Raw genomic sequence first — 12,626 nt, 5'->3', positions numbered from 1 at the left:
GGTCAGCGACGGGAACGGTAGATGTCATGCCCTGCTTCATCGATCTGGCGACGCAATGCCTGGCGCTCTTCCGGGGACAGCCGCCCCTGGCGCGGCTGCTCCGACTGATTGCGGCCGTCCCGGCCGCCGCGATCCGCTTCGGGGCGCTGGGAACGGGGATCGGCAGGATGGTGTCTCTCGTCCCTGGCCTGGCGCGGATCCTGGTCCCGTTGCTGAGTCAGCCCGGTCACCGCGCCTGTAATCAGGAGTAAGGACAGGCAGGCTTTTTCCAGCGTTTTTCTCATCATGGATTCTTTCGGGATGTCAGGCGCCGACGCATATCGTCACAGGTCAAAAGTGTATGTCGGTTTGCTCAATGTCCGAACTTGGATCCGGTAAAGTGTGTAACACTTTGTAATGCCCGCAGAAAACATCCTTAACCGGCCGCGCGCCTGACGTTACCATAGCAAAATGAATACGACAAACCTTTCTGGCATGCAGACCAGCCATACCAATACCCATCAAGCCAAGATTCTGGTCGTGGACGATGACATCCGTCTGCGCGACCTGCTGCGACGCTATCTGGCCGAGCAAGGCTTCAACGTCGTGACGGCGGAAAATGCGCAGGCGATGAACAAGCTCTGGCTGCGCGAGCGCTACGACCTGCTGGTCCTTGACCTGATGCTTCCGGGCGAGGACGGCCTGTCCATCTGCCGCCGGCTGCGCGGCGCGGGCGACCAGACACCCATCATCATGCTGACCGCCAAGGGCGAGGATGTCGACCGGATCGTCGGCCTGGAAATGGGCGCGGATGACTACCTGCCCAAGCCTTTCAATCCCCGTGAGCTGGTGGCGCGCATCAGCGCGGTGCTGCGCCGGCGCGGCCCGGAAGAGGCGCCGGGGGCGCCGTCGGAAACCCCGCAAACCTTTACCTTCGGCGACTTCGTACTCGACCTCGGCACCCGCACGCTGAAAAAGAACGGCCAGAATATCTCCCTGACCACTGGCGAATTTTCCGTGCTCAAGGTCTTTGCGCGGCATGCCCGCCAGCCGTTGTCGCGCGAAAAGCTGATGGAATTGGCGCGCGGCCGTGAATACGAGGTATTCGACCGCAGCCTCGATGTGCAGATCTCCCGCCTGCGCAAGCTGATCGAGCCGGACCCATCCAATCCCCTTTACATCCAGACCGTCTGGGGCCTGGGCTATGTATTCATTCCTGAAGGACAGCCGCGTTGACGCGTGCGCTCGCGGTTCGATGCTAGCCAAGCCTGCGCGGTTCGCCTGGCTGACCAGCGGACTCTACTGGCGCACTTTTTTCCTGCTGTCATTCCTGATCGCGGCCAGCATGGCGGCATGGGTCATCAGCTTCCGGATCGTCGAGCGCACGCCGCGCGCCGAACAGATTGCCAGCCAGGTCGCGTCCATCGTCACGATCACCCGCTCCGCGCTGCTCCATTCGGCCCCGTCATCACGCCGCGAGCTACTGTTCGATCTCGCCAGCAATGAAGGCATCCGGGTCTATCCGCGCGAGGAAAACGACAAGGTCACGCCGCCGCAAGACACTACGCTGATGCCGCTGATCCAGTCCATGGTGCGCTCGCGGCTGGGCATTGAAACCCGCTTCGCCGGCTCGGTAAACGACATTCCCGGCTTCTGGATCAGCTTCACCATCGACGACGACGACTATTGGCTGACGCTGGACCGGGAACGCATCGAGCGCACTTCCGGCATCCAGCTGCTGGGCTGGGCCACGATCACGCTGCTGCTGTCGCTGACCGGCGCAGCCTTCATCAGCCGCCTGATCAACCTGCCGCTGGCGCGCCTGACCCAGGCCGCGCGGGCAATTGGCCGCGGCCAGCAGCCGGCGCCGCTGCCCGAACGCGGGCCCACCGAGATCCGGGAAGCCAATGGCAGCTTCAACCAGATGGTGGTGGACCTGAACCGGGTCGAGTCGGACCGCACGCTGATCCTGGCCGGCATCTCGCATGATCTGCGCACGCCGATCTCGCGCATGCTGCTGGAAGTGGAAATGGCCAAGCTGAGCGATGAAGCGCGCGCCGGCATGCAGTCCGACCTGGCGCAGATGGATGCCATCATCGGCCAGTTCCTCGACTACGCCCGCCCTGCCGGCGAGGAAGTGCGCCAGCCGGTCGACCTGTCGGCGCTGATCATGGACATTGCGCGCGAGGCATCGCGCCTGCCCGACGTGCAGATCTTCTCGGACGTGACCAGCGGCCTGGAAGTGCTGGGCAACGGCATCGACCTGCGGCGCGTCGTCAACAACCTGATCGAGAATGCGCGCCGCTACGGCAAGACGCCGGGAAGCAGCCGTACCGACATCGATATCCGCTGCTGGCGCGAGGGCGACAAGGCGATGCTGGAAGTCGGCGACCGCGGCACCGGCGTGCCCGACAGCGAGCTGGAACAGCTGCTGCGGCCATTCACCCGCCTGGACAGCGCGCGCAGCCAGGCCAACGGCGCCGGGCTCGGACTGGCCATCGTGGAACGGGTGGTACAGCGCCACGGCGCCACGCTGCGCCTGTCGAACCGCGACCAGGGCGGCCTGCTGGCCCGCATCGCGTTCCAGCTTGCGCCAGCAACCAAAGCCTGATGCCTAGCGGCGATACAGCAACGCGATCGCTTCGGCGGCAATGCCTTCCTCGCGCCCGAGGTAGCCCAGCCGCTCATTGGTCTTGGCCTTGATATTCACCTGGCCGACTGCAACGCCGAGGTCGGCGGCGACGTTGGCCACCATGGTCGGGATATGCGGCGCCATTTTCGGCGCCTGGGCAATGATGGTGGCGTCGACATTGCCGACCAGATAGCCGGCGGCGCGAACGCGTCCGATGGCTTCACGCAGCAGCACGCGGGAATCGGCGCCTGCGAATTCGGCCGCCGTATCGGGGAAATGGCGGCCGATGTCGCCCAGTCCCGCCGCGCCCAGCAGCGCATCGGTAAGCGCATGCAGCAGCACATCGGCGTCGGAGTGTCCGAGCAGCCCGGTGGCGTGCGGTATCGTGACGCCGCCGATCACCAGCTTGCGCCCGCTCACCAGCGCATGGCAGTCGTAGCCTTGTCCTATGCGGAACGGCGGCATGGTCGTTTCAGTCATTCAATGCTTTCAAGTAGAGTTCAGCCAGAGCGAGATCGTCCGGCAACGTTACCTTCAGGTTGCGCGGGCTGCCTGGCACCAGCCGTGGCGTCAGGCCGAGCGCTTCGATGGCGCTGGCTTCATCGGTCACTTCCGCTGCAGCCTCAAGCGCCTTCCTGAGCAGGCCGTAACGGAACATCTGCGGCGTCTGCGCGGCCCACAGTCCGTCGCGCGGCACGGTGGCGTCAACCCGTCCGGCGCCGTCGCTGCGCTTGAGAGTGTCGACAATAGGCAGGGCCAGCAGGCCGCCAACATCATCCGTCTGCAGGGCTTCGATCAGGCGGCTGGCAAGGCCGGCGCTGAGGCCGGGCCGGGCGGCATCATGAACCAGCACCCATTCATCGTCTGCAATCTGCGGGCGCATCGCCAGCAGGCCGTTGAGGACTGACTGCCGGCGGGTGTCGCCGCCGTCGCGCACGATGGTCACCCGTCCCGCCAGGGTGGGCCCGTCGCGCATCAGGTCGTCGATGTAGCCGTCGCTGCCACCCACCACGGCGAAGGTGTGGGTGATGGCTTCCATGCCTGCAAAGGTGTCCAGCACATGGCGCAGCATGGGTTTTCCAGCCAGCTTCGCATACTGCTTGGGCATGGCGGCGCCCATGCGCGCGCCGACGCCGGCGGCGGGAATCAGGGCAAAGTAGCGGGGAGGAATCATGGTATGGGCGCCGGGCGGCGCGGATGGCGGCAATCGAAAAAAGATGCTTGGTTTATAATCGCAACTCTTTTTACTGTCAAATCAGCGGCCCTGCGCCACTTCATTGACATGGCACTCCCGATACCGCCTTCCGATGCCATTTGACCTCAAAAACATTCTTCCCAAACCCGGCTCCCGTTTTGCGCTTCCCGCCGTCCACGGCTCGGCCGACGCCTATTTGCTGGCACAGGCCGCGCTGACGCTGAAGGCGCGCGGGCAGACCCTGGCAATCGTGGTCGCCAATGCCGGCGATGCCCAGCGACTGCAGAACGAGATCCCCTGGTTCCGTGGCGACGACACGCAGGACCCGTTGCGCTGCCACCTGCTGCCGGACTGGGAAACCCTGCCGTACGACGCTTTCTCGCCGCACCAGGACCTGGTGTCCGAGCGGCTCGCCACCCTGCATGAACTGCAGAACGGCCAGTGCGACGTGCTGATCGTGCCTGCGACAACGGCCTTGACGCGCATGGCGCCGCCCTCCTTCCTGGCGGCCTACACCTTCTTCTTCAAGCAGGGCGAGACACTGGATGAGGCAAGGCTGAAGTCGCAGCTCACGCTGGCTGGCTACACCCACGTCAGCCAGGTGATGTCCCCTGGCGAGTACTCGGTGCGGGGCGGCCTGATCGACCTGTTCCCGATGGGCTCGGCGCTGCCCTACCGTATCGACCTGTTCGGCGACACCATCGAAACCATCCGCACCTTCGATGCCGACACCCAGCGCTCGCTGTATCCAGTGCGCGAGGTAAGGCTGCTGCCCGGCCGCGAATTCCCGATGGATGAAGCGGCCCGCACCGCCTTTCGCGGACGCTGGCGCGAGGTGTTCGAAGGCGACCCGACCCGCTCGGCGATCTACAAGGACATCGGCAACGGCATCGCGTCGGCCGGCATCGAATACTATCTGCCGCTGTTCTTCGACCAGACCGCCACGCTGTTCCAGTACCTGCCCGAGAACACCACCATCGCGCTGCTGGGCGACATCGACGGCGCCATCAAGCGCTTCTGGAACGATACCCAGTCGCGCTACCGCTTCCTGAAGAGCGATCGCGAACGGCCGCTGCTGGAGCCGCAGGCGCTGTTCCTGACCGACGAGGACTTCTTCACGCTGGCCAAGGCGCACGGCCGCCTGACGCTGCAGTATGACGACGCGCCGTCCGCGCTTTCCTCGCCGCTGCCCAACCTGGCGGTGAACCGGCGCATGGACGATCCGCTGGCCAACCTGCGCAGCTACTTGGATCGCACCGACCGGCGGGTGATGATCTGCGCCGAGAGCAGCGGCCGGCGCGAGACCCTGCAGCAGTACTTCAGCGAATACAACCTGCCGCTGTCGCTGTGCGACGGCTACCAGGACTTCATCACATCTTCCGCGCCGGTCATGCTGGGCGTGGCGCCGCTGCATGCGGGTTTTGAACTCGCGCCCGAACTCGGGCAGTACGCCTTCATCACCGAGACCGAGCTGTATGCCGGCTCCGGCCGCAGGGCCGGCCGCAAGCGCCAGGAAGCCGCGACCCAGGTCGAGGCCATGGTGCGCGACCTGTCCGAACTCAAGATCGGCGACCCGGTGGTGCACGTCAGCCACGGCATCGGCCGCTACATGGGCCTGATCAGCATGGACCTCGGCGAAGGCGAGACCGAATTCCTGCACCTTGAATACGCGAAGGAGACCAAGCTTTACGTGCCGGTGTCGCAGCTGCATGTGATCTCGCGCTATTCGGGCGCATCGCCCGAGGATGCCCCGCTGCACAGCCTGGGCTCGGGCCAGTGGGACAAGGCCAAGCGCCGGGCCGCGCAGCAGGTGCGCGATACGGCCGCCGAACTGCTGAACCTGTATGCCCGCCGGGCGGTGCGCCAGGGCCATGCCTTCGAATACTCGGCGCATGACTATGTCGCCTTCGCCGAAAGCTTCGGCTTCGAGGAAACCCCGGACCAGGCGGCGGCGATCAATGCGGTCATCCACGACATGACCAGCGGCAAGCCGATGGACCGCCTGATCTGCGGCGATGTCGGCTTCGGCAAGACCGAGGTGGCACTGCGCGCCGCCTTCGTGGCGGTGCTGGGCGGCAAGCAGGTGGCGATCCTGGCGCCGACCACGCTGCTGGCCGAGCAGCATGCCCAGACCTTCGCCGACCGCTTTGCCGACTGGCCGGTGAAGATCGCCGAGCTGTCGCGCTTTCGTACCGGCAAGGAAGTGAGCCAGGCGATCAAGGGTATGGGCGACGGCACCGTGGACATCGTCATCGGCACCCACAAGCTGCTGTCGGGCGACGTGAAGTTTGCGCGCCTGGGCCTGGTGATCATCGACGAGGAGCACCGCTTCGGCGTACGCCAGAAGGAAGCGCTGAAGGCATTGCGGGCCGAGGTCGATGTGCTGACGCTGACCGCCACGCCGATTCCGCGCACGCTGGGCATGGCACTGGAAGGACTGCGCGACTTTTCCGTGATCGCCACCGCGCCACAGAAGCGGCTGGCCATCAAGACCTTCGTGCGCAGCGAGTCCGAAGGCGTGATCCGCGAAGCCTGCCTGCGCGAACTCAAGCGCGGCGGCCAGGTGTACTTCCTGCACAATGAAGTCGAGACCATCGAGAACCGCAAGGCCATGCTGGAAGCGCTGATGCCGGAAGCGCGCATTGGCGTGGCGCATGGCCAGATGCATGAGCGCGACCTGGAAAAGGTGATGCGCGACTTCGTCGCGCAGCGCTTCAACATCCTGCTGTGCACCACCATCATCGAAACCGGCATCGACGTGCCGAGCGCCAATACCATCGTGATGCACCGGGCCGACAAGTTCGGCCTGGCGCAGCTGCACCAGCTTCGCGGCCGGGTCGGACGGTCCCATCACCAGGCCTATGCCTACCTGCTGGTCAATGATGTGCAGGGCCTGACCAAGCTGGCCCAGCGCCGGCTCGACGCCATCCAGCAGATGGAAGAGCTGGGGAGCGGTTTTTACCTGGCCATGCATGACCTGGAGATCCGCGGCGCCGGCGAGGTGCTGGGCGAGAGCCAGTCGGGCGAGATGATCGAGGTTGGGTTCCAGATGTATTCCGACATGCTCAACGAAGCGGTGCGCTCGCTGAAGAACGGCAAGGAGCCGGATCTCGCCGCGCCGCTGTCCTCCACCACTGAAATCAATCTGCATGTGCCGGCCCTGCTGCCCAACGACTTCTGCGGCGACGTGCATGAACGGCTGTCGCTCTACAAGCGGCTGGCCAACTGCGGCAGCCAGGAAGCGGTGGACGACCTGCAGGAAGAACTGATCGATCGCTTCGGCAAGCTGCCCGATCCGGCGCGCGCACTGATCGAGACCCACAGGCTGCGCATTGCCGCCAAGCCGCTGGGCATCGTCAAGATCGATGCCCATGCCGAATCGGCGCTATTGCAGTTCGAGCCGAATCCGCCGGTGGATGCGATGCGCATCATCGAGCTGATCCAGAAGAACCGCCACATCAAGCTCAACGGCCAGGACAAGTTGCGCATCACCGCCAACATGCCCGACCTCTCCGCCCGCGTGCAGCAGGTGAAGTCCACCCTGCGCTCGCTGGTGGGTTGAACCATTCCCCTTACTTACTCAGCTTATGAATCTGATTTTCCAAGGCAGCACCGACCGCGCAACCATAGACCGGCTGGCGGCTCCGTCCCGACCGGCCCGCATCGAGCAGATCCATGCTCACGCATGGCGCTGCGTCGATGTGGCCGATAATCCCGCGGTACGCAGCCAGATCGAGGAAGCCAGCCTGCAGTCCAGGGTGGATGCCACCTTCATCGAAGCCGGCCGGCAGTTGTCGGATTTCGGCCTGCTGGCAATGGACATGGACTCCACCGTGATCACCATCGAATGCATCGATGAAATCGCTGACATGCAGGGCCTGAAGCCGCAGGTGGCGGCCATTACCGAGGCGGCGATGCGTGGCGAGATCGAATTCGCAGAAAGCCTGACGCGCCGTGTGGCGCTGCTGGAAGGCCTGGACGCGAACGCGCTGCAGAAGGTGTATGACGAACGGCTGAAGTTCTCGCCGGGCGCGGAGGCGCTGATCTCCGCAGCCCATGCAGCCGGCGTCAAGACGCTGCTGGTGTCCGGCGGCTTTACCTTCTTTACCGACCGCGTGCGTCAGCGGCTCAACCTCGATTACAGCCATGCCAATGTGCTGGAAGTGGCGGACGGCCGCCTGACCGGCAAGGTGGTGGGCGGCATCGTCGACGCGGAGGAAAAGAAGCGCACCGTGGAGCGGGTCTGCGCCGAGCTCGGCATCCCTGCCCGGCAGGCCATCGTGATGGGCGACGGCGCGAATGACCTGAAGATGATGTCGGTGGCCGGCCTGTCCGTGGCCTATCGCGCCAAACCTGTTGTTCGCGCGCAAGCCGATGTCGCCTTGAATTTTTCCGGCCTGGACGGCATCTTGGCCCTGCTTGCGCAATAACGCCAGGCATGACCTCGGAGGCCGCAGATGATGCAGGAGCTGGTACTCGATACGCAGTTGCAGTCTCGCAAGAACCTTGCCTGGTGGCTTTACCTGTTTCACGCGGCGAGCCTGGTGTTTTCGCTGGGCGCGTTTTCCTGGATACCGCTGATCATCAGCTACCTCAAGCGCCCTGAAGCGGCCGGCACCTTCGTCTATAGCCATCACAGCTGGCAGATCCGGTCGTTCTGGTGGTACATCGTGTGGATGGCCCTCGGTGGCCTGCTGTGGCTGACCATCGTCGGCATTCCGCTGGCCATGGTGGTGTTCTTCTTCGCCTGGGTCTGGAAGGCCTACCGGCTGCTGCGCGGCTTTTTCGCTCTCAATGACAACAAGCCGATGCCTGGCTAGGCGCGCAATGCCATTGGATGAACCGCGCCGGGGATCGGCATGGTGCCATGCCCGAAGGGCATTGCACCATGAGGCGCCAAAACGGCAGGCATATGGCGGGCTTCGAATTGATCGGCAAGCTGGTGCAATTCCCCTTTCGGGGGATTGCACCCTACCCTACATCACTACGCCATCAGGGCAGGACGAGGAGGCAAAGCGCTGCGTGCGCCACGCCGGGGCCTGCACCATAAGGCCAATCTGGCCGGATGCGCTCTGTCGGCGGATTTTGTTGAAGCTTGCTGAAACGGCTATTGCAGCCCGCTGAAGGCCTGCTCGATGTCGGCGATCAGATCCGCCGGCTCTTCCAGGCCGATATTGAAGCGCAGCAGCTGCCCCTTCGCGTGCCATTCGCGGCGCATGCCCTGCATGCGGTACGGCACGCACAGGCTGTTTGCGCCGCCCCAGCTGTAGCCGATCTTGAACAGGCGGAGGCTGTCGATGAAGCGGTCGGTCTGGGCTTCGCTGTAGCGCTCGTCGAAGATCGCCGAGAACAGGCCGCCGGCGCCGGTGAAGTCGCGCTTCCAGTGGTCATGCCCCGGACAGTCGGGAAAAGCCGGATGCAATACCCGGCTGACCTCCGGCCTGGCCTTGAGCCAGGCGGCAACCTGCCGGGCACCCCGGTCATGCGCATCGAAGCGCAGCTTCATTGTCGCCAGGCCGCGCGAGACGAGGTAGGCATCGTCGGCCCCGACGCCGTAGCCGAGACGCATGTGCGCCATTTCCAGCCGCTGATGCAGCGCCTTGTCGCGGCAGATCACGGCCCCCATCAGCACATCCGAGCCGCCCGACTGGTATTTCGTCAATGCCTGCATCACGATATCGACGCCATGGTCGAAGGCTGCGAAGGCAATGCCGGCCGACCAAGTGTTGTCGATCGCCACCAGCGCGCCGGCCGCATGGGCGGCCTGGCAGATTGCCGGAATATCCGGCACTTCCATGGATACCGAACCGGGCGCTTCGGTCCAGATCAGCCTGGTATTGGGCTGTATCAGCGCGGCGATGCCGGCGCCGATCATGGGATCGTAATAGCGGGCGCTGACGCCAAAGTCCTTGCTGAGCCAATTGCCCAGTTCGCGGCTGGGATTGTAGACGTTATCGGGCAGCAGCACGTCATCGCCGGTTCTGAGCAGCGCCAGATCGACCATGGCGATGGCGGCCAGCCCGCTGGGCGCGAGCACGCAATGGCTGCCGCCTTCGATGGCGGCAAGGCGGGCTTCCAGCGTGAAGGTGGTCGGCGTGCCATGCAGGCCGTAGGTGTAGCCGGTCTTGTCCTGCCAGTTGCGCGAGCGCAGCGCCGCCACGTCCTTGAACAGCACGGTGGAGGCATGGTGGATCGCAGTCGGAAAGGCGGCAAACCCGTCCGGGGCCCGGTAGTCATGGTGTATCAGCCGGGTCTGCAATGATTTTTCTTCGCTCACCTATCCTCCTGATGCAATGACTTCCGCTGGTTCTACCGCGATGCCGGCCTGGCTGAAGCAGCAGCGTTGCCTGCGTCGATTGCCTTGAGCACGAACTGCCTGGAGACCGCGCCGTCGGCCGACTGCCAGGTGCCGTGCACCTCGCCGCCCTGCTGCCGGCCTTCCCACTGGCCCGATACATCGGTGCCATTTTCGGATTCCTCCATCAGCAGGCTGTCGCCATCGGTCTCTCCTGCCAGCAGGATCTGACCGCTTCGGCCGAAGACGATATAGCTGCCTTCGATGCCTTCGCTCGGGTCGGCCTTCGGGCGTACCTGCATCTGGATGTTGGCATCGCCCAGCGTGCCTCGCAGAACCACTGGCCGCGAGAACAGGCCGCCCGCGGCATCCTGCGCCTGCGCGCTGCATGCCAGCAGCCCCAGGCACAGCAGCGCTGCACGCATCAGCCTGCTGGTCATGCCTTGGCCCACAGGTCGTGGGCATCCGCCGCGGTCACGGTGACATCGTAGAATTCGCCGACCTTGAGCTTAAGATGCGGCTCATACGGCGCCTTGATATGCACCACGCCGTCGATCTCGGGCGCGTCGGCGGCGGAGCGGCCGGTGGCGCCGCCAGTGCGGTCCACCGCGTCCACCAGCACGCGCAGGGTCTTGCCGACCTTGCGCTGCAGGCGCTCGGCCGAGATGCGCTCCTGCAGCTGCATCACGCGGCCACGGCGCTCCTCGCGCACTTCCTCGGGCAACTGGTTGGCCAGTTCATTGGCGGTGGCGCCTTCCACCGGCGAGTAGGCGAAGCAGCCCAGGCGGTCGATCTGCGCTTCCTCCAGGAAATCGAGCAGGTACTGGAATTCCTCTTCGGTCTCGCCAGGAAAGCCAGCGATGAAGGTGGAGCGGATCGTGATATCCGGGCAAAGCTCGCGCCAGCCGCGGATGCGCTCGATATTCTTTTCGCCGTTAGCCGGGCGCTTCATGCGCTTGAGCACATCCGGATGCGCATGCTGCAGGGGCACGTCGAGGTAAGGCACGACATGGCCGCCATTCATCATCGGGATGATCTGGTCGACATGCGGATAGGGATAGACGTAATGCAGGCGCACCCAGGCGCCATACTGCTTTGCCAGTTCGCCCAGCGCGCCCACCAGCTGGGTCATGTGGGTCTTGAGCGGTGCGCCGTTCCAGAAACCGGTGCGGAATTTCACGTCAACGCCATAGGCGCTGGTGTCCTGCGAAATGACCAGCAGTTCCTTCACGCCGGCCTTGAACAGGTTTTCCGCTTCCAGCATCACGTCGGCGATCGGCCGCGACACCAGGTCGCCGCGCATCGAGGGAATGATGCAGAAGCTGCAGCGATGGTTGCAGCCTTCGGAAATCTTCAGGTAGGCATAGTGGCGCGGCGTCAGCTTCACGCCCTGCGCCGGCACCAGGTCGATGAAAGGCTCGTGCGGCTTGGGCAGGTGCAGGTGGACTGCGTCCATCACTTCGCCCAGCGCGTGCGGGCCGGTCACGGCCAGCACCTTCGGGTGCACCTTCTGGATGATGTCGTCGCCGTCGCCGTCCTTCTTGGCGCCCAGGCAGCCGGTCACGATGACCTTGCCGTTTTCATTCAGCGCTTCGCCGATCGCGTCCAGCGATTCCTGCACGGCGGCGTCGATGAAGCCGCAGGTATTGACGATGACCAGGTCGGCGCCATCGTAGGATTTGGCCGTATCGTAGCCCTCGGCGCGCAATTGCGTCAGGATCTGTTCGGAGTCGACCAGCGCCTTCGGACAGCCAAGAGAAACAAAGCCGACCTTGGGCGTCGGCGAGGTAAGGTTAGACATGAGGTGGGAAATAGCGGAAAAAACGAATCCGCTATTGTACCCGCATCGACGCCGGCCATCCGGCCGGGCTTATTTGTCCTTCTTCTCGCCGCCAGGTGCCGCTGGGGGCGCCGGCGGCGCGAACGGGAAATTGCCGAACATGTTCTTGGTCTGGTTCTGCATCTGTTCCTGCATCTGGATGAACAGGGTTTTGCTCTGCTCGATGTAGTTGGTCATCATGCCCTGCATGATCGGGCCCTGCACGCTCATGAACTGGGTCCACATCTCGGGGCTGAACGGCTTGCCTTCGTACAGGCCCTTGGAGTTCTCGGTCAGCTTGTTCTGGATGTCGATGAAGGCCTGGATGTTCTTTTCCAGGTAGGAACCCATCATGCCCTGCATCGCATGGCCGTAGTAGCGGATGATCTGGGCCAGCGCGCCGCTGGAGAACATCGGCGAGCCGTTGGATTCTTCCTCCAGGATGATCTGCAGCAGGATGCTGCGGGTCAGGTCTTCGTCGGTCTTGGCGTCGACCACGGTGAACTCCTCGTTGCCGAGCACCAGCTGCTTGACGTCGGTCAGCGTGATGTAGGAGCTTGTCTGCGTGTCGTACAGACGGCGGTTAGGGTATTTCTTGATCAAGCGCTCGGACGCCTTCTTGGCACTGTTCATTGGAAAATTCACTTTAATACGCTCTCTCGCTGCGCTGTAGATAGGACCTGGAATGGATGGGCGCGCCGTGGCG

Annotated in this window: 12 protein-coding genes; 5 read left to right on the top strand and 7 right to left on the bottom strand. The window is 64.1% G+C overall.

Annotation, left to right across the window (positions count from 1 at the left end; all coding sequences use genetic code 11):
• Positions 1-2: 2 nt before the first annotated feature.
• Positions 3-287 (bottom strand): hypothetical protein, encoded by a 285-nt coding sequence (locus IGW04_RS00255; RefSeq protein WP_194711403.1) that lies wholly within the window; start codon positions 285-287, stop codon positions 3-5.
• A gap of 163 nt (positions 288-450) precedes the next feature.
• On the opposite strand from IGW04_RS00255, the gene ompR reads away from it, so the two are divergent.
• Together ompR and IGW04_RS00245 are read left to right on the top strand one after the other, a co-directional pair.
• Positions 451-1,215 carry an osmolarity response regulator transcription factor OmpR gene (ompR, locus tag IGW04_RS00250; protein ID WP_323744785.1) on the top strand — a complete coding sequence of 255 codons (765 nt, stop codon included), beginning with the start codon at positions 451-453 and terminating at the stop codon, positions 1,213-1,215.
• Positions 1,216-1,234: 19 nt separating this feature from the next.
• Positions 1,235-2,590 carry an ATP-binding protein gene (locus tag IGW04_RS00245; protein ID WP_194711014.1) on the top strand — a complete coding sequence of 452 codons (1,356 nt, stop codon included), beginning with the start codon at positions 1,235-1,237 and terminating at the stop codon, positions 2,588-2,590.
• 3 nt (positions 2,591-2,593) lie between these two features.
• On the opposite strand, the gene ispF is transcribed toward IGW04_RS00245, so the two are convergent.
• Positions 2,594-3,091: a 2-C-methyl-D-erythritol 2,4-cyclodiphosphate synthase gene (ispF, locus tag IGW04_RS00240; protein ID WP_194711013.1), complete on the bottom strand. Its 498-nt coding sequence runs from the start codon at positions 3,089-3,091 to the stop codon at positions 2,594-2,596.
• A complete protein-coding gene (gene ispD, locus IGW04_RS00235; RefSeq protein ID WP_194711012.1) occupies positions 3,084-3,785 on the bottom strand; it encodes a 2-C-methyl-D-erythritol 4-phosphate cytidylyltransferase in 702 nt (233 codons plus the stop codon). The genes ispF and ispD overlap by 8 nt, the downstream gene beginning before the upstream one ends.
• 133 nt (positions 3,786-3,918) lie before the next feature.
• On the opposite strand from ispD, the gene mfd reads away from it, so the two are divergent.
• The 3 genes from mfd to IGW04_RS00220 are packed head-to-tail and all read left to right on the top strand — an operon-like array spanning position 3,919 to position 8,626.
• Positions 3,919-7,368, top strand: coding sequence for a transcription-repair coupling factor (gene mfd / locus IGW04_RS00230; protein ID WP_194711011.1), 3,450 nt, complete (start codon positions 3,919-3,921; stop codon positions 7,366-7,368).
• Between the two features lie 25 nt (positions 7,369-7,393).
• Positions 7,394-8,236 (top strand): phosphoserine phosphatase SerB, encoded by an 843-nt coding sequence (gene serB, locus IGW04_RS00225; RefSeq protein ID WP_194711010.1) that lies wholly within the window; start codon positions 7,394-7,396, stop codon positions 8,234-8,236.
• Positions 8,237-8,263: 27 nt separating this feature from the next.
• A complete protein-coding gene (locus IGW04_RS00220) occupies positions 8,264-8,626 on the top strand; it encodes a DUF4870 family protein (RefSeq protein WP_194711009.1) in 363 nt (120 codons plus the stop codon).
• A gap of 287 nt (positions 8,627-8,913) precedes the next feature.
• Here IGW04_RS00220 and IGW04_RS00215 read toward each other — a convergent pair whose 3' ends face one another.
• The 4 genes from IGW04_RS00215 to phaR form a co-directional block, all read right to left on the bottom strand.
• Positions 8,914-10,083: a cystathionine beta-lyase gene (locus tag IGW04_RS00215; RefSeq protein WP_194711008.1), complete on the bottom strand. Its 1,170-nt coding sequence runs from the start codon at positions 10,081-10,083 to the stop codon at positions 8,914-8,916.
• Between the two features lie 32 nt (positions 10,084-10,115).
• Positions 10,116-10,541 carry a hypothetical protein gene (locus IGW04_RS00210; protein WP_194711007.1) on the bottom strand — a complete coding sequence of 142 codons (426 nt, stop codon included), beginning with the start codon at positions 10,539-10,541 and terminating at the stop codon, positions 10,116-10,118.
• Entirely contained in the window at positions 10,538-11,902 is a 1,365-nt protein-coding gene (gene rimO / locus IGW04_RS00205) for a 30S ribosomal protein S12 methylthiotransferase RimO (RefSeq protein ID WP_194711006.1), read from the bottom strand. The genes IGW04_RS00210 and rimO overlap by 4 nt, the downstream gene beginning before the upstream one ends.
• Before the next feature lie 69 nt (positions 11,903-11,971).
• Positions 11,972-12,553 carry a polyhydroxyalkanoate synthesis repressor PhaR gene (gene phaR, locus IGW04_RS00200; protein WP_194711005.1) on the bottom strand — a complete coding sequence of 194 codons (582 nt, stop codon included), beginning with the start codon at positions 12,551-12,553 and terminating at the stop codon, positions 11,972-11,974.
• Positions 12,554-12,626: the final 73 nt, after the last annotated feature.

The organism is Noviherbaspirillum soli (genome assembly GCF_015352955.1).
GTDB classification, from domain to species: Bacteria; Pseudomonadota; Gammaproteobacteria; order Burkholderiales; family Burkholderiaceae_D; genus Noviherbaspirillum_A; species Noviherbaspirillum_A soli.
This window is presented reverse-complemented; position numbering and strand designations above follow the sequence as displayed.

What these genes read in the sequence shown, in the direction of transcription:
- IGW04_RS00255 (WP_194711403.1), bottom strand. Translation starts at nt 287, where the DNA reads ATGATGAGAAAAACGCTGGAAAAAGCCTGCCTGTCCTTACTCCTGATT.
- ompR (WP_323744785.1), top strand. Translation starts at nt 451, where the DNA reads ATGAATACGACAAACCTTTCTGGCATGCAGACCAGCCATACCAATACC.
- IGW04_RS00245 (WP_194711014.1), top strand. Translation starts at nt 1,235, where the DNA reads ATGCTAGCCAAGCCTGCGCGGTTCGCCTGGCTGACCAGCGGACTCTAC.
- ispF (WP_194711013.1), bottom strand. Translation starts at nt 3,091, where the DNA reads ATGACTGAAACGACCATGCCGCCGTTCCGCATAGGACAAGGCTACGAC.
- ispD (WP_194711012.1), bottom strand. Translation starts at nt 3,785, where the DNA reads ATGATTCCTCCCCGCTACTTTGCCCTGATTCCCGCCGCCGGCGTCGGC.
- mfd (WP_194711011.1), top strand. Translation starts at nt 3,919, where the DNA reads ATGCCATTTGACCTCAAAAACATTCTTCCCAAACCCGGCTCCCGTTTT.
- serB (WP_194711010.1), top strand. Translation starts at nt 7,394, where the DNA reads ATGAATCTGATTTTCCAAGGCAGCACCGACCGCGCAACCATAGACCGG.
- IGW04_RS00220 (WP_194711009.1), top strand. Translation starts at nt 8,264, where the DNA reads ATGATGCAGGAGCTGGTACTCGATACGCAGTTGCAGTCTCGCAAGAAC.
- IGW04_RS00210 (WP_194711007.1), bottom strand. Translation starts at nt 10,541, where the DNA reads ATGACCAGCAGGCTGATGCGTGCAGCGCTGCTGTGCCTGGGGCTGCTG.
- rimO (WP_194711006.1), bottom strand. Translation starts at nt 11,902, where the DNA reads ATGTCTAACCTTACCTCGCCGACGCCCAAGGTCGGCTTTGTTTCTCTT.
- phaR (WP_194711005.1), bottom strand. Translation starts at nt 12,553, where the DNA reads ATGAACAGTGCCAAGAAGGCGTCCGAGCGCTTGATCAAGAAATACCCT.